Source organism: Herbiconiux oxytropis (assembly GCF_024979315.1).
GTDB lineage: Bacteria > Actinomycetota > Actinomycetes > Actinomycetales > Microbacteriaceae > Herbiconiux > Herbiconiux oxytropis.
Window position 1 is genome coordinate 325,365 of the sequence record NZ_JANLCK010000001.1, and the last position, 23,572, is coordinate 348,936.

20 protein-coding genes are annotated in these 23,572 nt (G+C 67.6%); 5 read left to right on the plus strand and 15 right to left on the minus strand.

What is annotated here, in order from left to right:
- Positions 1-48 precede the first annotated feature (48 nt).
- A complete protein-coding gene (locus tag N1028_RS01565) occupies positions 49-1,227 on the plus strand; it encodes a Fic family protein (protein WP_259525000.1) in 1,179 nt (392 codons plus the stop codon).
- A gap of 35 nt (positions 1,228-1,262) precedes the next feature.
- On the opposite strand, the gene N1028_RS01570 is transcribed toward N1028_RS01565, so the two are convergent.
- Both N1028_RS01570 and N1028_RS01575 read right to left on the minus strand, forming a co-directional pair.
- Complete coding sequence (locus N1028_RS01570) at positions 1,263-1,367, minus strand: hypothetical protein (RefSeq protein WP_259525327.1); 105 nt, start codon at positions 1,365-1,367, stop codon at positions 1,263-1,265.
- 160 nt (positions 1,368-1,527) lie between these two features.
- Entirely contained in the window at positions 1,528-4,986 is a 3,459-nt protein-coding gene (locus tag N1028_RS01575; protein WP_259525001.1) for a bifunctional proline dehydrogenase/L-glutamate gamma-semialdehyde dehydrogenase, read from the minus strand.
- A 128-nt stretch (positions 4,987-5,114) separates the two neighbouring features.
- Here N1028_RS01575 and N1028_RS01580 point away from each other — a divergent pair, with 128 nt between their 5' ends.
- The gene (locus tag N1028_RS01580; protein ID WP_259525002.1) at positions 5,115-6,023 is read left to right on the plus strand and encodes a LysR family transcriptional regulator; all 909 of its coding nucleotides are present in this window, start codon (positions 5,115-5,117) and stop codon (positions 6,021-6,023) included.
- Here N1028_RS01580 and N1028_RS01585 read toward each other — a convergent pair.
- From N1028_RS01585 to N1028_RS01635, 11 genes are all read right to left on the minus strand, one after another.
- Positions 6,009-6,926 (minus strand): ornithine cyclodeaminase family protein, encoded by a 918-nt coding sequence (locus N1028_RS01585; protein WP_259525328.1) that lies wholly within the window; start codon positions 6,924-6,926, stop codon positions 6,009-6,011. The genes N1028_RS01580 and N1028_RS01585 overlap by 15 nt on opposite strands.
- 11 nt (positions 6,927-6,937) lie before the next feature.
- Positions 6,938-8,176, minus strand: a complete 1,239-nt coding sequence (locus tag N1028_RS01590) for a metal-dependent hydrolase family protein (RefSeq protein WP_259525004.1) — start codon at positions 8,174-8,176, stop codon at positions 6,938-6,940.
- Positions 8,173-8,676 (minus strand): GAF domain-containing protein, encoded by a 504-nt coding sequence (locus N1028_RS01595; RefSeq protein WP_259525005.1) that lies wholly within the window; start codon positions 8,674-8,676, stop codon positions 8,173-8,175. The genes N1028_RS01590 and N1028_RS01595 overlap by 4 nt, the downstream gene beginning before the upstream one ends.
- A gap of 40 nt (positions 8,677-8,716) precedes the next feature.
- Positions 8,717-10,192, minus strand: a complete 1,476-nt coding sequence (locus tag N1028_RS01600; protein ID WP_259525006.1) for a helix-turn-helix domain-containing protein — start codon at positions 10,190-10,192, stop codon at positions 8,717-8,719.
- Positions 10,193-10,215: 23 nt separating this feature from the next.
- Complete coding sequence (locus N1028_RS01605; protein WP_259525007.1) at positions 10,216-11,304, minus strand: DUF917 domain-containing protein; 1,089 nt, start codon at positions 11,302-11,304, stop codon at positions 10,216-10,218.
- Complete coding sequence (locus tag N1028_RS01610) at positions 11,301-12,605, minus strand: hydantoinase/oxoprolinase family protein (RefSeq protein ID WP_259525008.1); 1,305 nt, start codon at positions 12,603-12,605, stop codon at positions 11,301-11,303. The genes N1028_RS01605 and N1028_RS01610 overlap by 4 nt, the downstream gene beginning before the upstream one ends.
- A 63-nt stretch (positions 12,606-12,668) precedes the next feature.
- Positions 12,669-13,649, minus strand: coding sequence for an ABC transporter permease (locus N1028_RS01615; RefSeq protein WP_259525009.1), 981 nt, complete (start codon positions 13,647-13,649; stop codon positions 12,669-12,671).
- 12 nt (positions 13,650-13,661) lie between these two features.
- Positions 13,662-15,164, minus strand: coding sequence for a sugar ABC transporter ATP-binding protein (locus N1028_RS01620; RefSeq protein WP_259525010.1), 1,503 nt, complete (start codon positions 15,162-15,164; stop codon positions 13,662-13,664).
- Between the two features lie 89 nt (positions 15,165-15,253).
- Positions 15,254-16,258 (minus strand): sugar ABC transporter substrate-binding protein, encoded by a 1,005-nt coding sequence (locus N1028_RS01625; protein WP_259525011.1) that lies wholly within the window; start codon positions 16,256-16,258, stop codon positions 15,254-15,256.
- Positions 16,259-16,334: 76 nt separating this feature from the next.
- Positions 16,335-18,056, minus strand: a complete 1,722-nt coding sequence (locus tag N1028_RS01630) for a hydantoinase B/oxoprolinase family protein (RefSeq protein ID WP_259525012.1) — start codon at positions 18,054-18,056, stop codon at positions 16,335-16,337.
- Positions 18,057-18,058: 2 nt separating this feature from the next.
- The gene (locus N1028_RS01635) at positions 18,059-20,113 is read right to left on the minus strand and encodes a hydantoinase/oxoprolinase family protein (protein ID WP_259525015.1); all 2,055 of its coding nucleotides are present in this window, start codon (positions 20,111-20,113) and stop codon (positions 18,059-18,061) included.
- A gap of 504 nt (positions 20,114-20,617) precedes the next feature.
- On the opposite strand from N1028_RS01635, the gene N1028_RS01640 reads away from it, so the two are divergent.
- From N1028_RS01640 to N1028_RS19815, 3 genes are read left to right on the plus strand one after another with little or no spacing between them, the layout of a single operon-like run.
- On the plus strand, positions 20,618-21,145 hold the full coding sequence (locus N1028_RS01640; RefSeq protein ID WP_259525016.1) for a helix-turn-helix domain-containing protein: 528 nt from the start codon (positions 20,618-20,620) through the stop codon (positions 21,143-21,145).
- On the plus strand, positions 21,142-21,612 hold the full coding sequence (locus tag N1028_RS01645) for a PIN domain-containing protein (RefSeq protein ID WP_259525017.1): 471 nt from the start codon (positions 21,142-21,144) through the stop codon (positions 21,610-21,612). The genes N1028_RS01640 and N1028_RS01645 overlap by 4 nt, the downstream gene beginning before the upstream one ends.
- On the plus strand, positions 21,573-21,692 hold the full coding sequence (locus N1028_RS19815; RefSeq protein ID WP_510727677.1) for a VapC50 family PIN domain-containing toxin: 120 nt from the start codon (positions 21,573-21,575) through the stop codon (positions 21,690-21,692). The genes N1028_RS01645 and N1028_RS19815 overlap by 40 nt, the downstream gene beginning before the upstream one ends.
- A 100-nt stretch (positions 21,693-21,792) precedes the next feature.
- Here N1028_RS19815 and N1028_RS01650 read toward each other — a convergent pair whose 3' ends face one another.
- The gene (locus N1028_RS01650) at positions 21,793-22,677 is read right to left on the minus strand and encodes an EamA family transporter (RefSeq protein ID WP_259525018.1); all 885 of its coding nucleotides are present in this window, start codon (positions 22,675-22,677) and stop codon (positions 21,793-21,795) included.
- Complete coding sequence (locus tag N1028_RS01655; RefSeq protein ID WP_259525019.1) at positions 22,674-23,561, minus strand: helix-turn-helix transcriptional regulator; 888 nt, start codon at positions 23,559-23,561, stop codon at positions 22,674-22,676. The genes N1028_RS01650 and N1028_RS01655 overlap by 4 nt, the downstream gene beginning before the upstream one ends.
- Between the last annotated feature and the right edge of the window lie 11 nt (positions 23,562-23,572).

Here is a 23,572-nt window from a genome sequence, read left to right on the forward strand (position 1 = left end):
GCCTAGGACTTATAAGTTCGTCCGCTCTTCACAAGACTTGGATAGGCAATGCGACCCAGCGACTTCACGAGCGACCGATTTGGATCGCTCACGACCAAGCCCAATAGCGCATGGCACCACGCCTACTTCATGCCCGTTTCAATTCCACGCGAACTGTCTCTGGACCCCGAGACAGTCGCCGCGCTGTCGCGCGCAGACATCGCGCTCGGGCGCCTGTCCGGCCTCGCTACCGTCATCGATAACCCAGCCCTGCTGCTCGGCCCCGCCTTGGCACAGGAGGCCCTCGCAAGTTCACGAATCGAGGGTACCGAGGCATCCCTGAGCGAAGTTCTGTCGGCGGAGAACGAGGACGTACCGATCGAGAACGAGAATCTCCGCGAGGTGGCGAACTACCTCCGTGCCATCGAGCAGGGAACAGAGTTGATCGCATCCTGGCCGCTCACGCTGCGGTTCTTCTGCGCACTCCATGAGACGCTGCTCACGGGCGTGCGAGGCGAAGAGAAGTCGCCCGGAGAACTCCGGCGATCCCCAGTGTGGATCGGCTCACCGAATGCTCGGCCGGAGACTGCACGCTTCATTCCGCCCCATCAAGACGATCTCGGTGAGCTTCTCGCTGATTGGGAGCGTTTCGTCAACGATCCATCGACCATGCCGAGCGTCTTGCGCGGGGCTCTGATGCATTACCAGTTCGAGACCATCCACCCATTCCTCGACGGCAACGGCCGTATCGGCAGGCTGCTCATCGGCTTCGAGCTCATGCGTGACGATGTGCTCAGCGCGCCGATCCTCCACATCTCGGGATACTTCGAGGCCAACCGCAACCAGTACTACGACCGGCTTCAAGCCGTCCGCGAACGTGGAGAGATCGACGAATGGGTACAGTTCTTTGCCGCCGCCGTCGAACACCAGGCGAACGAGAGCGCCGGGCGTATCCGTACTCTGCTCGATATCCGTGAGCGGTACCGCGCTAACGTTCGTGGCGACCGATCTCAGGTAGCCGACCTCATCGACGTGCTGCTCGAGAACCCCGTGATTACCGTCAGCGCGGTGGTGCGAGCACTCTCCGTCACCCAGCCGACCGCTTCGAACTTGCTTCGACGCGCAGAAGGTCTCGGCTGGGTGCGTTCGGCCGGACGCTGGGGGCGAGGGGGCAAGGAACGATGGGTGGCGTCTGAGATCTGGCAAGCGGTGACGCGCACCGACTTCGACGAAGAGGTCGCGCGCTAACGACGCGGCCCCCAGCGATACGATCGGGCCGAAGGTCAGGGGTTGTACCGTCGGGTGACTCCCTCCAGCTCGGCCCGGGAATGCACCCACATGGCGAGGGCGCGAATCTCGTCGAGGTTCACCGTGGGCGCGAAACGGATGCCGCCTTTCGCGGGCCCACGCGAGAGGTCAGTTGTAGCCGAGTACGACGACGGAGCTCGTCGGGCAGAGAACGATAGTCGCGGCGTCTGCCGCTGCCTCACCGGGAGGGGCTTCTTCGAGGTCGATCATCGGTGATCCTTTCTCAGAGACGCGTCGGGTTCAGATCATGGCGTCGGTCAGGTGGTTCGGCGTGCCGAATCGGTGAGCCGTGATCGACACCGCCTGTTCCCTCAGGTACGGGAGCAGCTCGATCCGGCCGGCTTCCGTGACGGGGTTGGCGTAGATCGCCAGGTCGGGCCGCCCGCCCGTGGCTGCGGTCACCGATTCGACACCGGCACCGAGCAGCCGTACCCGGCCGCTGCCGAAAGCGATGACCTGCGACGCCCACGCAGCGTCATTCTCGACCACGACTGTCGTCGCCACGGCGGAGAGCGCGGATTCGATGTCAGCGGGGAGCCGGTGCGCGCTCGAGATGACCATCTCGGTGCCGGTGAGAGCGCCGGCCAGGACGGTCCTGACCAGATCGGCCACCGGAGCGTCGCTGCCGAGCCGGACCAGGATCGGTCGGTCCAGTGGTGCATAACGGAACACGTTGCGCTCAGCCGAGAGTTGCGAGACATCCTGCGCAGTGAAATGGCCCTGCCATGCGGCCGCATCACTTTTAGCCCCTCGCTCGAGCGAGTCTGCCTCGCTCGAAGTCAAGGCGGTTCGAGACGCCGCGAGCAGCGCCGTGACGCTCTTGTCCGTCGCGGCCCCTCCCGGCCTCGCCGGCACGGAGACCCACGAACCGAGACCGATGAGGTAATTAGGCCCGCCCGCCTTGGTACCTGCTCCCACGGCTGACTTCTTCCATCCACCGAAGGGCTGCCGGCGGACGATGGCCCCCGTGATGCCCCGGTTCACGTAGAGGTTTCCTGCCTGAACGGTGTTCAGCCACAGGTCGATTTCTTCGCGGTCGAGCGCATGCAGTCCAGAGGTGAGTCCGTAGTCGACCTCGTTCACGATGTCGATTGCGTCGGCCAGGGTGGAGGCGGTCATGATGCCGAGGATCGGTCCGAAGTATTCAGTGCGGTGGTACTCCGAGCCACGGGCGACGCCGTCGCGGACTCCGGGACTCCACAGCTTTCCCGTTGCGTCGAGCTGGGTGGGCTCGATCAACCACCGCTCTCCGGCACCCAGCTTCGTCAGCCCTTCGAGGAGCTTGCCGGCGGCGGGTTCGATGATCGGACCCATTTGAGTGGCGGGGTCTGTCGGGTAGCCGACGGTCAGCGACGACACGGCGTCGAGGAGCTGGGTGCGGAACCGGTGCGATCGGGCGACCGAGCCGACGAGCACCACCAGCGACGCGGCGGAGCACTTCTGCCCCGCGTGCCCGAAGGCGGAGGAGACGACATCCTTGACGGCGAGGTCCAGGTCGGCAGAAGGGGTGACGATGATCGCGTTCTTACCGCTGGTCTCTGCGAGCAACGGAAGATCGTGGCGGAAGGATCGGAACAGCTCAGCGGTCTCATACGCACCGGTCAGGATGACCCGGTCCACGTTCGGGTCGGACACCAGCTGCGTGCCGAGCTGACGCTCACCGACCTGCAGCAGTCGCAGCGTATCGGCCGGCACACCGGCCTCCCACATGCATTCCGCGATCAGAGCGCCGCATCGAGCGGTGAGCGCCGCAGGTTTCAGGATGGCGGCGGAACCGGCGGCGAGCGCCGCAAGCGCACCACCGGCGGGAATGGCGACGGGAAAGTTCCAGGGCGGCGTGATCAGCGTGAGGTTCGACGGGGTGAATTCGGCCCCGTCGATCGTGTCGAGTTCCAACGCGAGCTCGGCGTAGTAGTGGGCGAAGTCGATGGCTTCTGAGACCTCGGGGTCGGCTTGATCGATCGTCTTGCCGGCCTCGGCGGCCATGGCCTCGAGGAAGTCGGCGCGGCGCCGTTCCATCTCGTCACCCACCTTGTGCAGCACGGTCGCGCGGTGGTTCGCCGAGAGCTTCCCCCAGGCCTTGCCGGCCGCTTTCGTGCTGCTGATGAGGGCGCGCAGGGTCGCCTCATCCCGGATGACGGATGCCTGGACGCTCTCGACGCCGAGCTGGGAGGTGGCAGCACGCTGCAGGATGCGGCCCGCAGCCTGCCGGTTGGTCTCGACGGACGGGTCGGTGTCGGGGGTGTTCTCGAACGCGCCGAGCGTGGGCCGCGGCACGGCGGCGTGCCGGTCGGCGACCTTGTGCGTGGCCGGCACGCGACCGTCGAGGGCCGCGACCGAAGCGATGAAGCGCTGCCGTTCCCGCTCGAAGAGGGGCTCGTTCTTGTCGAGCTCGAAGACGGCCGACATGAAGTTCTCCGATGACGCGCCTTCCTCGAGGCGCCGGATCAGGTAGGCGATCGCCACATCGAACTCCGCCGGAGAAACCACCGGGGTGTAGAGCAGGAGCGAACCGACCTCGCGGCGCACGGCTTCGGCTTGGCCCTGGGCCATGCCGAGGAGCATTTCGTACTCGATGCCATCGCGCACGTTGCGGCGGCCGGCGAGCAGCCAGGAGTAGGCCACATCGAAGAGGTTGTGGCCTGCGACCCCGATCCGCACATTGCTGATCCGCTCGGGATGCAGCGCGTAGTCGACCACGCGCTTGTAGTTGGTGTCGGACTCCTGTTTGGTGTTCCAAGTAGCGAGCGGCCACCCGTGGATGGAGGCTTCCACCTGCTCCATCGGGAGATTCGCGCCCTTGACGACCCGCACCTTGATCGCCGCGCCCCCACGCGCTCGGCGGAGGGCGCTCCACTCCTGCAGCCGGATCATCGCCGACAACGCGTCGGGCAGGTACGCCTGGAGGACGATGCCGGCTTCGAGCTCCAAGAACTCCGGCTGGTCGAGGATGCGGGTGAACACCGCGATGGTCATGTCCAGATCCTTGTACTCCTCCATGTCGAGGTTGATGAACTTCGGCGTCGGGGCGTTCGCTGCCCGCGTGAAGAGGGGGGTGAGTTCTGCGACGATGTCGTCGACCGACTGATCGAACGCCCAGGGGTTGTGCGGGGCGACGGTGGACGAGACCTTGATGGAGACGTAGTCGATGTCCTCTCTGGCGAGGAGTCGATGGGTTCCGTCGAGCCGGCGGGCAGCCTCCTTCCGGCCCAGCACCGCCTCGCCGAGGAGGTTGACGTTGAGTCGCACACCGTCGCGCTTGATCGTGGCGATAGCGGCGCCGAGCCGAGCGTCGGTGGCGTCGATGATGAGGTGGCTCACCATGTCGCGCAGAACCTTTCGAGCGATCGGTACGACCACTCCCGGAAGAACGGGGGCGAGTGCCCCGCCGAGTTTGACGGCGCCCCGCATCGGTGCCGGGAGGAATGCGGGCACCTGGGGCGCGATCGACTTGAGGGTCGCCCCCGCCACTCGACGGTCCTCCGGTCGAACGACGCCGTCGACGAACCCGACAGTGAATCCCAGACCGCTCGGGTCTTTCAGGACTCCCGCGAGGCGCTCGCCTGACGGGTCGGTCGGGAACGTCGATGCTTCGCGCAGCCACCGACGGACGAGCGCGACCGTGTCGGCGATGAGTTCCTCATCGACGGAATCGGGCGAGGGAGTTGCAGAACCGGTGAGTGCGACCGTGGTAGCCATTCGAACCCTTCGTAGAAGCCTTCACCCGCAGGTGATCTGACCCCTAGTATTCGCATGGAGACGCTTGAACAAAAGCGACTGTTTCTTATCACTATTCATCACTTGAACTGATGTATTTCGGAGAACCCATGCTCGACCTGCACAGGCTCGTCCTCTTACGCGAACTGTCCATCCGAGGGACGATGGCTGCCGTTGCAGAGGCGCTCCAGTACAGTCCCTCGGCCGTCTCTCAACAACTGACCTTGTTGGAGAAGGAGTCGAACGCGGTGCTGCTTCGGAAGACCGGGCGCACCGTGCAGTTGACCCCGCTGGCCGAGATCCTGGTGAAGGCTGCCGAGGAATTGAGCAACACGTTGGAGCGGGCAGAAGCGGAGCTGCACGCAGCCGACACCAGCGTGAGAGGGCGGGTTCGGGTGGCGGTGTTCCAGTCCGCTGCGCTGGCTCTGATGCCGGTGGCGTTGACGATGATGAAGACGGATCATCCCGATGTCCGGGTGGAGATGGTGCAGAAGGAACCCGAGGAGGCCTTGCACGAGACCTGGTCGAGGGACTTCGACATGGTCATCGCCGAGCAATATCCCGCACACGCAGCGCCGTGGCTGTCAGGACTCATCCGTCGCGACCTGACGACCGACGCGATACGACTCGCGGTGCCGGATACGTTCGAGGGCACGGCGATCGGTGATGCCGCGGATCTGCCCTGGGTGATGGAACCCCGCGGCACCGCGTCACGGCACTTCGCAGAACAGAGCTGCAGGATAGCCGGCTTCGAGCCCGACGTGCGATTCGAGACGGCCGACCTCCAGACCCAGATCCGTCTGGTGGAATCCGGCAACGCGGTGGCACTGATGCCTGATCTGGTGTGGGCGGGGCGTCCCGCATCGTGCACGCTGCTCACCCTCGCCGATGAGCCCCGTCGCACGATCTTCACGGCCCAGCGCGCGTCCGGCGTGGACTGGCCCGCGGCAAGGGCGTTCCTGGCGACCTTGGAGCAGGCAGCCCGGGAGATGGAAGGGACTCTCTCAGTCTCGAGGTGACGAGGCCCGGAACACCGCATCGGCGATCACGAGGTCCTGCCACCCCATGCCCACCGACTTGAACACCGCGGGGCTTCGACGCACAGGCACTTGAGCCGACGAGATCAACCCGCTCAGCCCCACGAGGTCGTCGGCGCGGAGGGGCCCGTCCTCTATGGCCAGGATCACGTCGCCTGCTTCCCGGAGGGCCGTCTCGACATCGTCGACCACCACCACGGCACGGCCAAGCAGAGCCGCGTCGAGCTCCCGGCGGTCCGGATGGTGCGAGCCCACCGCCACCACCACCGCGTGATCCCGCACGAGCCCACCGTCGAACACGGGAGCCGCCGCGCTCGTCGCCGCGACGACGAGATCGGCCGAGACGACGTCGTCGGGGGTGCCCGCTGATGCGACGATCCCTGCCTCGTCGAGCCGCTCGAGTAGCGCCGCGACGGCCCCAGGCGATCGGGACACGATCCGCACCTGCTCGATCGGGCGCACCACCCGTAGCGCGTGAACGTGGCCTTCCGCTTGCGGGCCCGCACCGAACACGACCAGGCGGTGCGAATCGGGGGTGGCGAGCGCGTCCACCGCGACAGCCGAGAGTGCGGGCGTGCGCAGTGTCGTGAGTGCCGCTCCGTCGAGGACCGCGCGCGGCGAGAGCGTCTCGGCATCCATCAGGATGTAGCTCGCCTGAATGCGCGGCAGCCCGAGGGCGTCATTGCGGGGAGCGACCGACAAGACCTTCACCCCCACCATGCCACCGTGCTCCGCCGGCATCAGGAGGAGCTCGCCTGCGGCCGTCGCGACGGAGGTACGCGCGGGCTGGCTGCCCGGATCGAGTCCGCCGATCAGCGCTTCCCGCAGAGCCGCGACGGCATCCGCCCAACCGATTCCGGCCCGCACTCCGTCGGCATCGATCATCAGCACGGCACTCAGCCTCGCATCCCAGGCGTCGGCGTCACAGGCACGAGCACGCCGTCGAGCACGATCCGCGGCCGCCGCTCGCTCCACAGCAGCGACGGGGTCTCGAAAGGGTTGCCGTCGAAGATCAGCACATCGCCGAACGCCCCGGGTGCGATCCGTCCGATCCGGTCGTTCTGCAGCAGTGCCGCGTTCACCGAGGTGACGCTGCGCAGCGTCTCGAACACACCGGTGACGTCGCTCTGCAGGCGTAGTCCCTGCAGCTGCTCGCTCTCGAGCGAACCCATGAGATCCGATCCGAAACCCACCGGAACACCCGCAGCCCGCGCACGCTCGATCGCCACCGTACCGCTGTGAAGCACCTCGGCATTCTTGGCGAGGCCGACGGCAGTCATCCCGAGCGCACTGCCGTGCCGCGACATCGCGTCGTAGGTCGCCAGCGTGGGCACCAGGTAGGCGCCCGCCTCGGCCATCGCGCGGGCGGCCTCCTCGTCGAGCAGGTTTCCGTGCTCGATGGAGCGCACCCCGCCGCGCAGGGCGTGCAGGATCGCTTCGGGCGAATAGGCGTGGGCCGCGACATAGCTCCCCCGGCGGCGCGCCTCCTCCGCGACCACTCGGATCTCGTCGAGCGAGTACTGCGCGATCGTCAGGGGGTCGGAGGGCGAGGTGACACCCCCGGATGCCATGATCTTGATCGCGTGCGCTCCGCCGTGGAAGCGGGTGCGAACGGCCGTGCGGAGTGCCTCAGGACCGTCGACGATCTCGAGCCCGGGGCCGCCGTGAAAGCAGAGCGTGTCGTCCGGAGCGGTCGGATCGCCGTGCCCACCGGTCTGACTGAGCGCAGCACCGGTGTAGAAGTAGCGAGGGGCGGTCAGCAGCCCCTCCTCGATCGCGGTGTGCAGGCCCGCATCGCCTCCCGCGACATCCCGCACGCTCGTGAAGCCACGGTGCAACGCCGCGCCGAGGCGCTTCCGCGCGCTCAGCGCGAGGTAGCTCAGCAGCCGGGTCTCGTTGCGGAGCAGATCGAGCGACACCGCATAGGCGTGCAGATGCGCGTCGATGAACCCCGGCGTGACGACCCCGCCGCGCGCATCGAGCTCGGCGATGTCGGCCGGCACGCGCTCATCGGAGGCGACGATCGCGCCGTCGATGATCACCAGGTCCCGGGCGACGAGCGATTCCGACGACCCGTCGAAGAGGAGCCCGTTTCGGATGCGCAACGAACCGCCGCGCGTGCGGAAACTCGTCATCGGACGGCGCCGGGGAAGGTGCCGGAAACTGTCCCGGATGCGCTCTCGGGAAAGGCCTCGGCGCGTGCGGCGACGACGGCTTGAGTGGCCTCGGCCGTGATCTCCATCGCGACTGCCGTGGAACCCTCGTCGAGGCTTCCCTCGGCCCCGAGGAAGTTGACCGAGCCGATCGTCTCACCCTGGTAGACGACGGGGGTGTTCACGATCGCACCGCAACCGAGTGATTCGATGGTCTCCCAGTCGACGAAGAACGCCCGCACGGACTCACGGTCGGCGCCGAGGAAGGGCTGCTGACCCGCCACGACCTGCTCGAGCCAGATCGGCGAGGTGTGCGCGGGATCGAGGCGCTTGCGCCCGCCCACCGCGTACACCTCGGGGTGGGTGGAGAACACCCGCGAGACCTCCTCCTTGTCGGGCGTGAGCACGGTGACGGTGACGAGGATGCTGCCGAGGCGCTGGATGGCGGCGTCGGCGGCTTGATCGAGAGTGCGGTGTGACATGGTGTGGCTCCGGTTCGAGAGGGTGGTCGATGGTCGGTGGTCAGAGCTCAGCGGTCGGGCTGCTGGCAACCGGCAGCGCTCGGAGATCCAGCGCTGAGAGCAGCAGGTGGGTCGACAGAAGTTGTTCGGGATGGTTGAGGGTGACGCCCAGGGTCGCCGCGTGCCGCATTCGCAGCTGCACGGTGTTGCGATGTACCCCCAGGTGCTCGGCTGCCGCCGTGACGGAACCAGCGCAGTCGAGGTAGCTCACCACCGTCGCGATGATCTCCGAAGCGTGCGGGTCGGCCAGCAGCGCCGGGTACGTGGTCAGTGCGAGATCGAGCGCGTCCTCGGCGGGCAGCAGTCGTCGGAGCAGCGGCAGGCCGAACCGCCGGAAGTCGAGCACGGGTCCTCCCGGTTCGGCGAGTCGTGCCGCCAGTCCGGCCCGCCGCAGGAGGCTCGTCACCTGCTCCGTGCCATGCGGGTCGTGCGCCACGCCGACGGCGGCCCCGAGGTCACCGAGCCCCGAATCGGCGAGTTGCTGCAGCGCGTCGTCGAGCTCGTCCGCGGGGTCGGCGAGGGGCACCAGGGCGAACCAACCCGACTGCAGGCGCGCGAGCGGCACGCGGGGAAAGGCCTCCCGCCATCGACTCGTCACGACTGGAGCGATACGCGCCGAGCGCTGATCGACATCCGCGACCCGCAGCACCACGGCCGCGACGGGTGTGCCGGAGGGCAATCGACGGAGGGCCGGCTGCTCCGACCGGCTGTCGTCGAACGCGCCGTCTTCCCGCAGGCCTGAGAGGGCGGCGAACGACAGCAGCGGCGCGGCACCGACGAGGTCGTCGAGCTCGTGCTGGAGCAGCAGCGCCCGCACGGTCGTGCTCGCCCGGGCGAGGGCCTGGTCGGCGAAAGCCTGCTGCACAGGAGCGACCGCGGCGACCAGATCCGGGCCGTGCTGCCCCTCTTGCCCACGATGGCCACGATCTCTGAGGTTCAAGACCAATCGCACGATCACGGGCTCCGCCGGCCGCGTCCCGTGCGACACCAACACGATGCCGTCCACCACCAGCTGCACCAGCGCGTCGCCGAGTTCCTGGGAGATCTCGCTCAGCACCTCCGGGATACTCGCGGCCCGGAGCATCCGGCTGTGGAGGGCGTCGAGACGGGAGAGTATCCCGGCCTCGAGCGCCCCGAGCTCCCTGGCAAGGGTGAGGGCGGTGCGGTCGATGCCGTCGGAGGTGGTGAACAGCGCCACTCCGAACCGGCGGGCGAGCTCGATCACCGACTCGGAGAACGACTGCTCCGAGACGATCAGCGCCACCGCCCGCCGCTCCCAGGCATACCGCAATGCCACCGACACCACCCAGCCGCCGAGCGCCAGCTCTTCGGCGAGCAGCACGATGCTGTCAGGGCCTACCTCCAGAATCTGCTCCACCCGGGTGATCAAGGCGATGTCGCGCACCGACTGAGCTGACGACGGGATGTGGTGGCCGGTGAGACCCGCGCTGTCGTGGGCCACCAGCAGATCGCGCATACTCACTCCGCGCCGCATCGCGCTCATCGCGCCCTCCCACCTCTCACGGGGCCGACCACGTTCATGGCCATCGGTTCGACCAGGGCCCGGCCCGCGGCGGTGTACCACTGAGCCGCCGCCGGGAAGGTGATGAGGTCGAGCTTGTTGCCCACCCACAGGTCGTCGAGGCCGGCGACACTCGCGTCTTCTGGCCGCACCAGCGTGATCACATCGGGAATGACCGCCTGGATGGCGCCGTCGACGATCATCATGAGGATCTCGTTCTGGATCTCGAGCCGCACGATGCGACCCTGCGCCTCGTCGACGAGAGTGGCGCTGGAGGGTCGGTCGGGAAGGCCGGGGACCGACGGCCGGGAGAGTCCTTCGACATCGGTCACGCGCGCGCGGATCACCTTGCGAATGCCCAGCAGCGAGGTCAACCGCACGTACTTCTGCTGCGTGTGCAACGAGGAGTCGAGGATCTGCCCGATCTCGATCAGTCGGGTGATACTGCCCACCACTCCGTGCGCGCCGAGCTGCGCTGCTGTCACCGGATAGGAGGCCGTGGCAGCCCAGCCACCGAGCTCCGAGGCCAGCGCGCGCACGATCCGTTCCGCGCGGGCGGGGGCGAAGACGTCGACGACGGCCGTCTCCCCCGTGGGCCCGGTGAGCGCGATCGGCCCGGCGCTCAGCCCGGCCAGGGCGAGCGTCGTCTGGCTGACCAGCGGGAACACCCGGCCCATCGGATCGGCGTCCACGAGCGGGAGCCCCGTCTGCAAGGCCACACTCACCGCCACCATCGCGTTCACACTCGCTGCAGCAAGGGGAAAGACACCCTGGAGCGGAACCCCGAGGCGCTCCTGCAGCAGCGCGATCGCCGTCTCGAACTCGTCGCCGACGGGAATCATCTCCGAGAACATCAGGCCCTGGTTCACGAAGCCGATCGAGGTCGTCATCGCCGCAGGGTCCAGGCTGCCCACCGGGGCGAGAACCGGGCCACCGCCCTGCAGCTCGATCAGCGCAAGGGTCATGTCGCGGTACTGCTTCGAGCTCTCGTGATCGATGGTGCACGCCACGAACATCGCCCCCGTGCACAGGTGGCCCACGTCGGCCGCGTTGAGACGGCGGCTCATGCTCGGCGCTCCTCGAGGCGGGCGCCGGACGGGAACCCGGATGCATCGGTGTCGGCCATTCCTCGCACGCGCACGCGGATCATCTGCGCCTCGCCGTAGGTCGTGGCGAGCACGCGGGACTCCGTGATGCGCACGCCTGCCGGAAGCGCACCCCACGACACGAGATTGGCCCTGGCGATTGCCTCGCCCTCCGCGAGCACCCGCTCGATGTCATCGGCCCCGACCACCCTGGCCACGCGATTGTGCCAGTACGACACCGGCGCGACGGCGGCGCCGACCGCGACCAGGTCGTCGTCGGTGACCAGTGTCGGTGCGATGCCGAATGACTCGAGCTCGCGCTCCGCCCCCTGCACCAGAACCGTCACCGGGGGCTCCGCCGAACCGGAGAGGAGAAGGTCGGTGAGGGGAACCACATGGGCCACGCTCGAAGCGAGCGAGATGCCGCCGCGCAGCACGGCCCGGCTGACCACCGAGGGCAGGCCATCGACGAATTCGCCGATCCTCACGGCCCCTGGCCGGGCGACGATGATCCGCGCGTCGGGTCGACGGGCTAGTTCGGCGGCACCCAGCATCTCGGCCGCGAGATCGGCGCAGATCGAGTGCACCGGCGTGATGGCGAGTCGCGACAGCGGTGTGCAACCGCCCTCGTTCGTGGCGACGAAAGCCCGCACACCCTCGCCGAGGCCTTGGCTGACGGCATCCGCGAGGCTCGCTGCGAGCTGTTCCGCACCCGCGAGCAGCACCGCGTTCAGCACGGCGGTGAATTCCCGCACGAGCAGGCTGTCGCTGTAGAACGTGCTCGACTCGGTGATGCTGCCCACCGCCACGGCGGAACGGAGCAGCTCGGCCGCGCGGTGCTCGTGCTCGGGGTTGACTGCTGCGCCCGCGGCCGACACGACGAGGTGCGACCCGGCATCCATTCCCGCCGACAAGCGCGACAACTCATCCTCGCCCAGCGGCACGAGCTCATGCCCGAGAGCGTTGTGCCCCCCGCTGACGTGGGCGATCTCGACGGGGATGCCCTCGGCCGGCCAGAGATGGCGACGCGGTTCCCGTGGCCTCCTCGGCTCGATCAGGACGGAGACGACCGAAGCATCCAGCTCTCGGTCGAGTGCGCCGCTGACCTCGAAGACCACCGCGGAAACGGCCTCCGAACCGTCACCGGCGAGCAACGCCAGCGTGTCGGCCACGGCGCGGGTCCGGCCGCCGCTCGCGGCGCTCCGCGCGCGGCTGAACCGGCCGTCTGCATGCGCGGCCACGGCGGAGACCTCGTCGCGAGTCACGCGCACGCCGATTCGCATGTCATCCTTCCGCGCCGCCGTCGAGTCGTTGGGTGGTGCTCTATTGTCGCTCGCTCGGTACCGTCACCCGCGGGAGCGCCTCGACCGACGGGAGAGCCAGGAGTCGGCCGCCACCGCGACCAGGATCAGCACACCGGTGACGACCTGCTGGTAGGTGGTGTCCCAGCGCAGCAGATTGAACCCGTTGCCGATCACCGTGAGGATGATGACCCCCACGACCGTGCGCCAGACTGCCCCGGCGCCACCGAGGATGCTCGTGCCACCGATGACGACGGCCGCGATCGCCGTGAGCTCCATGCCGATGCCCAGCGAGGGCTGGGCGGAGCCGGCACGGGAGGCGAGCACCATTCCGGCTGCCGCGGCGCAGACGCCGTTGATCGCGAACACCGAGATGTGGATCAACGGGGTGCGTACACCGCTCAGCCGCGCCGCTTCCTCATTGCCGCCGACGGCGTAGACCCGACGACCGAAGGTCGTTCCCCAGAGCACCAGGCCGAGCACCACCGCCGTGACCGCGAAGAGGATCGTTCCGCCCGACACCCCGTCGAGCACCGGGAGGGCCCAGACCCTGAAGGCGTCGAGCTGGTCGCTCGTGACGGACAGGATCGCCCCACCGGTCAGCACGATGGCGACTCCACGGTAGATGATGCTGATGGCCAGGGAGCCGATGAACGAGTTCACCCGGGTGATGACGATCATGGTTCCCGTGATCGTGCCCAGGATCGCCCCGACGGCGAGCGCCAGGATGAATCCGACGACGACACCGAACTGGGTCGTGAGGAAGACCCCCGCGATCGCGGAGACGGCGAGCGTGGCCGACGAGGAGAGGTCGAACACTCCCGAGACGATGCACAGCGTCGCACCCACGGCGAGAAGGCCGATCACCACGGCCTGATCGAGCAGATTCACGATGTTCTGACTGGTGAGGAAGGTGGTCGTCGAAAGGCTCAGGTAGACGACGATCGCGAGGAGGCCGCCCAGGATGCCGAAGTCCTTGAAGTCGACGCGGCGCCGGCGCGGGAGCGTTGCTGTGTCTGTTGTCATGGTTGTCATCTCCTAGAGGAAGGCGGCGGACATGATGTCCTCGCGGTCAGCGGGGCTGGGGAACTCGGCGACGACCCGTCCCGCACGCAGCACGAGGATCCGGTGCGACAGGGCCATCACCTCCTCGAGCTCGGAACTGACCACGATCACGGCGGTGCCGGCCGCGGCGAGGTCGAGGATCAGGTTGTGGATGTTGACCTTGGCGCCGATGTCGACGCCTCGCGTGGGTTCGTCGATGAGGAAGACCTCCGGCGGCGTGACAAGCCACTTGCCGAAGAGCGCCTTCTGCTGATTTCCGCCTGACAGCGCTCCGACCGGCACGTGTCGCACGCTGCCACGCACGTCGACCATCGCGACGACGCGGTCGACCGCAGACGCCTCGGCACCCTGGCGCACGATGCCGCCGATCTGGCGACCGCCGAGTGAGGGCAGCGCGATGTTCTCGGCCGTCGTCCGGCGCAGCACCAGCCCCTCGTCCTTGCGCGATTCCGGCACCAGGGCGAGGCCGCGGTCGATCATCCGGCGGATCGTCGCCCGGCGCACCGGAACCCCCGAGACCGACACGCGGCCCGCGGAGATGCGATCGGCACCGAAGAGCGCCCGGAGCGTCTCGGATCGGCCGCTGCCGACCAGGCCGGCCAGACCGAGGATCTCGCCCCGGCGCACCTCCAGGCTGACGTCGAGGATGCGGTCGTTGGTGAGCCCCTCCGCCTTGAGCACCACCGGGGCGGAATCCGGGAGCGGGGCCGGAGTCCGCGACAGAGCGGCGACCTCACGACCCACCATCAGCCGCACGAGCGAGTCGCTGGTGTGCGCGGATGCGTCCTCCGTGGCGATCTGGGCTCCGTCGCGGAGCACGGTGATGCGGTCGGCAATGCCGAGCACCTCCTCGAGGAAATGCGACACGATCACGATCGTCGTGCCCCGGGCGGCGAGAGTGCGCAGCACCTCCAGAAGCTGCTCGGTCTCGGCCTCCGCCAAGGCGGCGGTGGGCTCGTCCAGGCACAGCACGCGCGAGCCGCGAGCGAGTGCCTTCAGGATCTCGACCTGCTGTGCCTTCCCGAGCGGCAGCGAGGCGACCAGCGCGTGCGGATCCAGATCGAACCCGACCTCGGCGCAGAGTTCGTCGAAGCGGCGCCGGTCGGCGGCCGGTGTCGCGAATCCCGCCGCGTTGGCCCAGCCGCCCAAGAAGACGTTCTCGAGCACGGTGCGCTGCGGCACGAGCGCGAGTTCCTGCGAGATCAACGAGACGCCATGGGCGATCGAGTCCCGCGGGCTGGAGAGCCGTGTCGGCACGCCGTCGAAGAGCACGGCTCCCGCGTCGGCCGTGATCGCACCGCCCAGGATCTTGAGCAAGGTCGACTTGCCGGCCCCGTTCTCGCCGAGGAGGCCGTGGATCTCGCCCGGGGCGATCTCGAACGAGATCCCGCGCAGCACCGAGATGCCGTTGTACGACTTGCCTACTCCGTCGAGCGCGAGCACCGGGGTGCTGGCGAGCGTCGTGGGCTTTCCCATCGAGGTTCCCTTCCGTGATCCGTGACGAACGACCGTTCCCTCCGGTGGAACTCGCCTTCGCGGTCCACCGGAGGGAGACGCTGAGACGATCAGTCGTCGTAGGTCGCTTCGAAGCCCTCGAGGTTCTCCACGGTGCCGATCCCCTTGCTGGGGGTCAGGTCTGCCTCGGAGATGGCCACCTCGACGTCTTCGCCCTGGTGCTTCTCGATGCCCAGCTCCGCAGCCGTCTCGCCGTTGAGGTAGAGATCGAGCGTGTAGGTGGCGAACCAGTCGCCGCTGCGCACCGCCTCGATGGCCTGACGCGAGGAACCGTTGCCGATGAACAGCACCGGGCTGTCCGCTCCCGCGGCGAGCCGCGCGCCACCGACCGCCTGCGACGAACCGATCACGACGTCGACATCCGGGTTGGCGGTGATGATGTCCTGGAAGGCGGCCTGGCCGGCATCCGCCGTGTACCCGCCCTCGACCTGCGCCACGACCTCGGCGCCACCTGCGGTGAGCGTGTCTACGACGGCCTGGGTGCGGGCGTTGTCCAGCGGAAGGGCTCGGAAGCCCTCCATGTACCCCACCTGACACGGGTCGGCCTTCGCCTCCTCGCAGGCGAGCAGGCCCATCTCGCCGAGCTTCTCACCGTTGACCACGGCGGGATCGACGATGGAGATCGCGCCGTCGATCTGCGGCTCGACAGTCTCGAAGTCGGGGCCGACGGCCGTGAACTCCGTGACCACCGTGATGCCGGCCGCGATCGCCTCTTCGAGGGGGCGCTGCACGACGAGGTTGTCGTTGGCCTGGATGATGATGATGTCGTACTGGCCGGAGGTCACGGCATCCGTCACCTGCTGGGCCTGGAGCTGGCCGTCGAAGTTCGAGTCGACGAACTCCGAGGTCGCGCCCAGCTCCTCGGCCTTCGCCTCGACGCCGTCGTAGACGCCCTGAGCGAAGGAGTTGGCGGCGGCGAAACCGAAGAAGCCGATGCTCAGCTGCTCGTCGTCTGCACTGTCAGCGGAGGGCTCGGGGCCTGACCCGGCGCAGCCGGCCAGGAGGGCGACCGTGGCCAGGGCCAGGCCGGGGACTGCGAAGTATTTCGTCTTCATGGCAGATATCGCTTCCTCGTGTGAGTGTGTCGTGATGGGGCGGGATATGTTGCGGGGTGGTGCTCGGGGGTGGGCTTCAGGACGTCGGGACGTCGTGGGTGTAGCCATAGTCCGACTGCGCCTGCTCGGCGGAGACGAAACCGTTCTCGACGTCGTAGCGCACGGCCTCGAGATCGCGCTCCTCGGGGTTTCCGTAGCCGCCTCCGCCGCCGACGGCCAAGCGGATGATCGTGCCCTTCGCCGCTGGCCGGGCATTGACCTTCAGCGTGCGGAACTCCTCAGGTGTTCCGGGATCGATGACCACCTCCGGGCCCACGGCGTCATCTCCGCCGAACAAGCCCCAGGCCGGCGTCGTGGAGCGTTCGAACCAGAGGCCGAACACGCCGTCGGCGAGGAACTCGTACTCGCGGATCACACCGTTGCCACCGCGCCAGCGCCCGGCCCCACCCGAGTCGGGGCGGATCGAGTACTCGCGGATCCGGAACGGCCACTTCGTCTCGACCATCTCGATCGGGAAGTCCTGGAGCGAACCGTTGACGTTGTTGATCAGGGCCGACTCACCGTCCGCTCCCTCCCATGCTCCCCAGCCGCCGAGGGTGGCCTCCATGGACACCCAGTTGCGACCGACCCGCGGATCGAACCCGGCGCTGGTGATGATCATCGAATCCCCGTGGCTCGCGGCGGCGACCCGGTCGGGCAGAGCAGGGGCCAGCGCGCGCGACACCATGTCGATCAGCATGCCCAGATGGGAGAAGTACCACTGACAGGCGGCGGGGGCGACCGCTCCGAGCACGGAGCCTTCGCGCACCTTCACCGTCAGCGGCCGGAAGGATCCCCCGTTGGAGTTCGTCTCAGGGCTCACCAGGATCTTGTACCCGACGCGCAGCGCCGAGATGGCCTGCGCGACGCCGCAGTTCACGGGGCCTTGGGTCTGGTCGGCCGACTCCGTGACGTCGAACTCGATCTGGTTGCCCGAGACCGTGACCGTGAGTTTGATGGGGATGGGCACGTCGAGCGTGATGCCGTCGTTGTCGAGGTAGCCCTCGGCCGAGTACACGCCGTCGGGGATCTCCCGCACGCGCTCGAGCTCGAGCTCTTCGGTCTGACGGAAGATCTCGTCCCGCGCGGCCTCGATCACGTCGAGGCCGTACTTGCGCACAAGCTCCTGCATCCGGATGGATCCCATCCGCAGGGCCGCGATCATCGCGTGCATGTCACCGACGGTCTGGTAGGGGAAGCGGGTGTTCGTCTGGATCAGCTCGACCACATCCGTCTCCACCCCCTGGGAGATGAGCTTCACCGGGCCCATCCGGAAGCCCTCCTGGAAGATGTCGGTGGAGTCCATCGAGGCACCGACGTCTTTTCCGCCCATGTCCATCCAGTGGGCGCGGGTGGCCGAGAACCCGACCAGCACCCCGTCCACGAAGACGGGCGCGAAGATGGTGACGTCGTTGAGGTGGGTGCCGCCGATGTAGGCGTCGTTCAGGATCCAGACGTCGTCGTCGCGCCACACGTCGCGACCGTACTTCTCCTCGACCGCCTTCGAGCAGGTCTCGATGTTGCCGAGGAAGAGGGGAAGCCCGGCAGACTGCCCGAGCACCTGATGGTGCTTGTCGAGCAGCGCGACGACACAGTCGCCGCCCTCATAGATGATCATCGAGTACGCCGAGCGGATGAGAGTGGCGTTCATGTCCTCCGCGGCGCTCGTCAGGGCATTCCGCAGGATCTCGACGGTGACAGGGTCGACCGTGACCGGGTCGACGGTGACCGGGGGTGCGGTGGCGGTGGTGGACGTCATGTTCAGGCCTCACTTCCGAGTTCGAGATTGGTGATGATGAGCGTGCCGTGCTCGTCGACCGCCACCGAGAATCCCGGGGGCACGACGGTGGTGGCGGTGGCCTCGATGACGATTGCCGGGCCGGTGAAGACGTGTCCGGCCCGCAACGCGTCGCGCTCCGTCACGACGGTGTCGAGCTCCTGCCCGTCGAAGATGACCTTGCGGATCTCGTGGGCGAACTCCGGGCCCTCCGCTGCAGCGATCAGGAAGGCGTTCGCCGACTCGAGCCGGCCGACGACCCGGGTGCGCAGGGTGACGATCTCGATCGGGGCGCCCAGGGTGGAGTGCCCGTATCGTGCCTCGTAGGCTTTCGCGAACCGGGCGCCCAGGTCGTCCAGGAAGTGCTCGGCCATCGGTTCATCGGCGCTCTCCAGCGGCACGGTCAAGAAGTACTCCTGGCCGAGGTAGCGCACGTCGACCGCATGCTCGGCGGAGCGGTCGGCGGCGGGGATCCCTTCGCTCTCCAGCGAGGCCAGCGCCTCGGTCTCGACACCGCGCAGCACGCGGCTCATATCGGTCGTGTCGATGTCCTCGTCGAGGAAGTAGTAGGGCTCGGTGAAGTCGCGCCGGATGTCGCCCTGCAGCATCCCCCAGGCGGAGAAGGCGCCGGGGAACCGCGGCACGATGGTCTCGCGGATGCCGAGTTCCTTCGCGAGGAAGACCGCGTGCATCGGGCCCGCGCCGCCGAAGGCGACGAGCGAGAAGTCACGGGGCTCGATGCCGCGCGAGATCGTGATCGTGCGGATGGCCTGGGCCATCTGCGAGTTCGCGACATTGCAGATGCCCTCGGCCATCTCGACGACGCCGAACCCGAGCTTCGCACCGACGGATTCGAGGGCGCTCACCGCAGCGTCACGGTCCAAGCGCATCTGGCCGCCGGCGAAGTTCTCGGCGTCGACCCGGCCGAGCACGAAGTTCGCGTCGGTCACTGTGGGTTCCGTGCCGCCGCGGCCGTAACAGGCCGGGCCGGGCTGAGCGCCCGCTGACCGCGGACCGACCCGCAGACCGCCGGCCTCGACCCAGGCGACCGAGCCGCCTCCCGCGCCGATGGTGTGGATGTTCACGATGCTCATCAGCATCGGGAGGCCTTCGAGCGTCGCCTCGGTCGAGACATCCGGCACGCCGTTCACGACGAGCGAGACGTCGAACGAGGTGCCGCCCATGTCGACGCCGATCAGGTTGTCGTTGCCGACGATCTTCGTCAGGGCCTCGCCGCCGATGGCGCCACCGACGGGACCGGAGAGCAGTGTCTGCAGCGGCCGCTCTCTCGCGGATCTGGCGGTGAGCACTCCGCCGGAGGACTGCATGATGTGCAGAGGGGCCTCGACACCGCGGGCGGTCAGCTTCTGCTCGAGGTCGACGAGATAGCTGCGCACGACCGGGCCGGTATACGCCTCGATCACCGCCGAGGAGGTGCGCTCGTATTCGCGCCACTCTTTGGCGGCCTCATGCGAGAGCGAGACGGTGAAGTCGTCGCCGAGCACCTCGCGGAGAATCTCGCGCGTGCGCAGTTCGTGGCTCGGATTGCGGTAGCTGAAGAGGTACCCGACGGCGACAGCGCCGTACCCCTCGCGCTTCGCGCGCTCGGCGGCCTCGCGCACGGCGGCCTCGTCGAGCGGGACGAGTTCGCTGCCGTCGTACTGGAAGCGGCCGGCGATGCCGACCACGTCTTTGCGCTCGACGAGCGGCTCCGGCTTGCGGTACTGGGCGTCGTAGAGTCGCATCCGGGGCCCGCGGGCGATGTGGTAGACGTCCTGCACTCCGTCCGTCGCGAGCAGGAGCACGCGTACTCCGCGCCGCTCCAGGAAGGCGTTCAAGCCCTGCGTGGTGCCGTGCACGATGAAGTCGATCTCGGCCAGGTCGTCGATCATCGATTCGAGCCCACCGAGCACGCCGGTGCTGAGTTGCCCAGGAGTCGTCGACGCCTTCGTCGCCCGGAACTCCCCCGTCGCCTCGTTGAACGTCACGATATCCGTGAAGGTTCCGCCGATATCCATCGACACCCTGTAGCTGGTCACTGCATGCCTCCTGCTGGATCTGAATTAGCGTGAATGCTATTGGGGCGACAGATTGCAGAGGAGTGCAGGATGCACTCTCAAAGAGGTGAGCACAATGCGATTCGCATAATCCGCACGAGGATCACCTTCAGGCATTCGACCCTATGGCCTCAGATCGGCGGAAACTCGCCGAAGTATCCCGGCGCGACAACTATGTTTCGGCGACGTAAGACCTGTGTTACGAAGCCCAGAGCCGGCCCGCCGACGAGTCGGGTGCCTACACTTTGGCCGGTTACGACGCGCGTCGAATTCGTTCGGCACCTCGGTCAGCTGCGGGTCAGAGCGCCATCCGCTCCACCCCTACGTGATCGAACTCCTGGAGAGTGGCGAGATCCTGTACCGGATGGTGGGCACCCATCGCCGAGTGAAAACGGATTCGCTTCTCGCGTTCAAGCCCGGAACGGTGGCGGAAACCACCCAACCTTGTGTTCGTTTTTTTCGTTTTGCCCGAGTATCATGGACGCTATGAGCACCTCGCCCAACACGTCACGCGGTGCCCGCAAGGCACAGACCTACCTCCCCGAGGCCAACGCCCGTGAGGAGATTCTCGACTTCGCCGAGTTGATGCGCGAGCTTGAGGCCTTCCTCGCGCAGAACTCGTCCAAGGCTGCACTCGTCGACCCCCAGGGCAATGCCCGTCCCATCCCGGATGAGATCTTCCGCATCCTCGACCAGGTGACGAACGCCCTCGCCGCGGGTGCGGGCATCACGGTCGTGCCGCAGGGCATGTCCATGACGACGCAGCAAGCCGCGGATTTCCTCGGTATCAGCCGCCCGACGCTGGTCCGTCTCCTGGAGGCCGGCGACATCGCTTACGACAAGCCCGGCCGCCACCGTCGTGTGCAGCTAGAGGACTTGGTCGCCTACCAGGCGAGCTTTCGCTCTGAGCGCCGTGCTGCGTTGCGCGAGTTGCAGCGCGCCAGTCTCGGGTCGAAGGTTCAGGTCGGTAACCCGGCTGACGTGAAGCGTCGTGCGGAGCTGGACGCTGAGTGAGCTTTCCGGCTTTCTTCGACACCAACGTTCTCTACGGGGCGCTGCTCAACGACTTCATCCTCGAACTCGCCGACAGTGGACTGTTCCGGCCGCTGTGGTCGAAGGATGTGCTGTTCGAGCTGGCGAAGAACCTCGTCAAGAACGGCGAGGATCCGGCGCTCGTCGAGAAGCGCGTCGGCACGATGGAGCGATACTTCGCTGATGCGCTGGTCACCGGCTACGACGACCTGGTGCCGACAATGACGAACGACAAGAAGGATCGGCATGTCCTCGCAGCCGCCGTCCGAGGTAGTGCCGAAGTGCTTGTGACCTTCAACGTGAAGGACTTTCCGACGAGTCCGTCGAGCCGTTCGACCTCGAGGTCGTCCACCCCGACGCCTTCCTTCTGGATCAGCTCGATCTGCACCACGCGCCGACGCTACGCGCCCTGGTTGAACTCGTCGAAGGCTACGACTCTCCGGCGATGACCGTCGATGACTTCCTGCTCGCGCTCACCCGAGCAGGAGTGCCGAAGTTCGTGGATGCGGCCCGGTCGAAGCTCTATTGAACACCCGCCTGAGCGCGTCCTCCAACCCATAACCGCCCTGGGTCAGGATTATGAGTAACCGCGTTAGTCATAAAGACGGCCAGCCGAGCGCACCCCGACTTCACGTGGTTGCGAGCACCGCGCTGGCCGTGAGCGCGAGTGCGAGACCGATGATCTGCAGGAGGGTCAGACGCTCTCGGAGCACGATGGCGGCGAGGATCACGGTTCCGATCGGGTACAGGGCGTTGAGGACGCTGACCACCGGAAGGACATCCGCTGTCGCCCCGGAATGGAGGGCGGCCTGGATGAGGACGTTCGCGGAGGCGTCGAGCGTGCCGCAGATCGCGATCTGCATCCAGAGCCTGCCGCTTCGACCCGGTGACAGGGTGGTGGCAAGTGCCTGCCGGGCCCGTTCACGGCCGACGATGACGGCCACCCCGATCCACATCACCGCGGCCTGCACGATGCGCGCCACGACGAGTGGAGCCAACCCCTCGTCGGGCGATGTCGCAGCGTAGGCGAGCACGAGACCGCCGAACCCGCAGCCCGCTATCCCCGCCGTGAGAAGCCCTCGACCTGTCAGCCTCGAACCAGAACGATCCTTGACAGCGCCGACCAGTGCGACCGCGATGACGGCCACGATGATCGCCGCCACACCCAGGGCCGAGAGCCGCGAGCCCGCGAAGATCAGGCCGATGCTCACCGGGACGATGACCGACACGACGGATGTCACCGGCGAGAGCACGCTCATCGGCCCGACCGCGAGCGCGGTGTAGAGCATGAGCACACCGACCGAGCCCGACACCCCGGCCACGGTGCCCCAGAGGAGCGCGTTCGCCGTGAACTGCCCGCCGAGCACCGCGAGTCCGACGACGAGCGGCACCAGACCGATGAGCGCCGCCCAGGCCGTCGCCACGATCGGACGGATCGATCGCGACGCCAGACCACCCAGGAAGTCGGCGAATCCGTAGGCAAGCGCCCCGGACAGTCCGAGGAGGATCGTCATCGGCTCGGCCTGCTCTTGCGTGCCGCCTGGGGTCCGCCGGGAACGGATCCGGCCCAGCTCGCGAGCAGGGAGAGCGACTGCTCCGACGCCGAGCCCGGCTCCGTCGTATAGATGTAGAGCGTCTGGGACGCCTCTCCGGGAAGGGTGAGGGTTTCGAAGTGAATGTCGAGCTCGCCCACCAGGGGATGATTCAGGCGCTTGGTGCCGTGCGTGCGCTGATGCACCCGGTGCGCCGACCACCACTGACGGAACTCACCGCTCGCTACGGACAACTCACCCACGAGCTGCTGGGTGCCCTTGTCGTGAGGCGTCTGCGCCGCGTCCAGGCGCAGTGCCTCGACCGCGTTGCGGGCCTGCTCCTCCCAGTCCCGGAAGAGAGTTCGCGCGCCGTCGTCGAGGAGCAGCCAGCGGGCGTAGTTGCGGCTCTTGGCCGGCATCGATTCGAAGTCGGCGAACAGCGCCCGCGCGAGAGGGTTCGACGCGAGAATCTCGGTGCGACGGCCCAGGATCAGAGCCGGCTGGGTGCTGAAGGAGTCGAGGAGCCGGTAGAGCCCCGGTCTGACCCGCAGCACGGAGGGGCGAGAACGGGAGACCGGGGCTCCCGCCGTGCCGACCAGGGTGCGGAGATAGTTCTCGCCGGCGGTGTCGAGATCCAGGGCCCGGACGAGGGCATCGACGACCTGCGCCGACGGGGTGACACTGCGGCCCTGCTCGAGGCGCGTGTAGTAGTCGGTGGAGACGCCCGCGAGCACGGCGACCTCCTCTCGGCGCAGGCCGGGAACCCGACGGATCCGGCCATCCGGGAGCAGCCCCGTCGTGTCGGGGTTCCGGCGAGCGCGAGCACGACGCAGGAACTCCCCCAGCTCCCGGTGCGGATCGGTCATGCCTCCATTCT

Bases quoted from the DNA above. Each gene is read 5' to 3' on its own strand.
- N1028_RS01565 (WP_259525000.1), top strand. From the start codon at position 49: ATGCGACCCAGCGACTTCACGAGCGACCGATTTGGATCGCTCACGACC.
- N1028_RS01575 (WP_259525001.1), bottom strand. From the start codon at position 4,986: ATGGCTACCACGGTCGCACTCACCGGTTCTGCAACTCCCTCGCCCGAT.
- N1028_RS01580 (WP_259525002.1), top strand. From the start codon at position 5,115: ATGCTCGACCTGCACAGGCTCGTCCTCTTACGCGAACTGTCCATCCGA.
- N1028_RS01585 (WP_259525328.1), bottom strand. From the start codon at position 6,926: ATGATCGATGCCGACGGAGTGCGGGCCGGAATCGGTTGGGCGGATGCC.
- N1028_RS01590 (WP_259525004.1), bottom strand. From the start codon at position 8,176: ATGACGAGTTTCCGCACGCGCGGCGGTTCGTTGCGCATCCGAAACGGG.
- N1028_RS01595 (WP_259525005.1), bottom strand. From the start codon at position 8,676: ATGTCACACCGCACTCTCGATCAAGCCGCCGACGCCGCCATCCAGCGC.
- N1028_RS01600 (WP_259525006.1), bottom strand. From the start codon at position 10,192: ATGCGCGATCTGCTGGTGGCCCACGACAGCGCGGGTCTCACCGGCCAC.
- N1028_RS01605 (WP_259525007.1), bottom strand. From the start codon at position 11,304: ATGAGCCGCCGTCTCAACGCGGCCGACGTGGGCCACCTGTGCACGGGG.
- N1028_RS01610 (WP_259525008.1), bottom strand. From the start codon at position 12,605: ATGCGAATCGGCGTGCGCGTGACTCGCGACGAGGTCTCCGCCGTGGCC.
- N1028_RS01615 (WP_259525009.1), bottom strand. From the start codon at position 13,649: ATGACAACAGACACAGCAACGCTCCCGCGCCGGCGCCGCGTCGACTTC.
- N1028_RS01620 (WP_259525010.1), bottom strand. From the start codon at position 15,164: ATGGGAAAGCCCACGACGCTCGCCAGCACCCCGGTGCTCGCGCTCGAC.
- N1028_RS01625 (WP_259525011.1), bottom strand. From the start codon at position 16,258: ATGAAGACGAAATACTTCGCAGTCCCCGGCCTGGCCCTGGCCACGGTC.
- N1028_RS01630 (WP_259525012.1), bottom strand. From the start codon at position 18,056: ATGACGTCCACCACCGCCACCGCACCCCCGGTCACCGTCGACCCGGTC.
- N1028_RS01640 (WP_259525016.1), top strand. From the start codon at position 20,618: ATGAGCACCTCGCCCAACACGTCACGCGGTGCCCGCAAGGCACAGACC.
- N1028_RS01650 (WP_259525018.1), bottom strand. From the start codon at position 22,677: ATGACGATCCTCCTCGGACTGTCCGGGGCGCTTGCCTACGGATTCGCC.
- N1028_RS01655 (WP_259525019.1), bottom strand. From the start codon at position 23,561: ATGACCGATCCGCACCGGGAGCTGGGGGAGTTCCTGCGTCGTGCTCGC.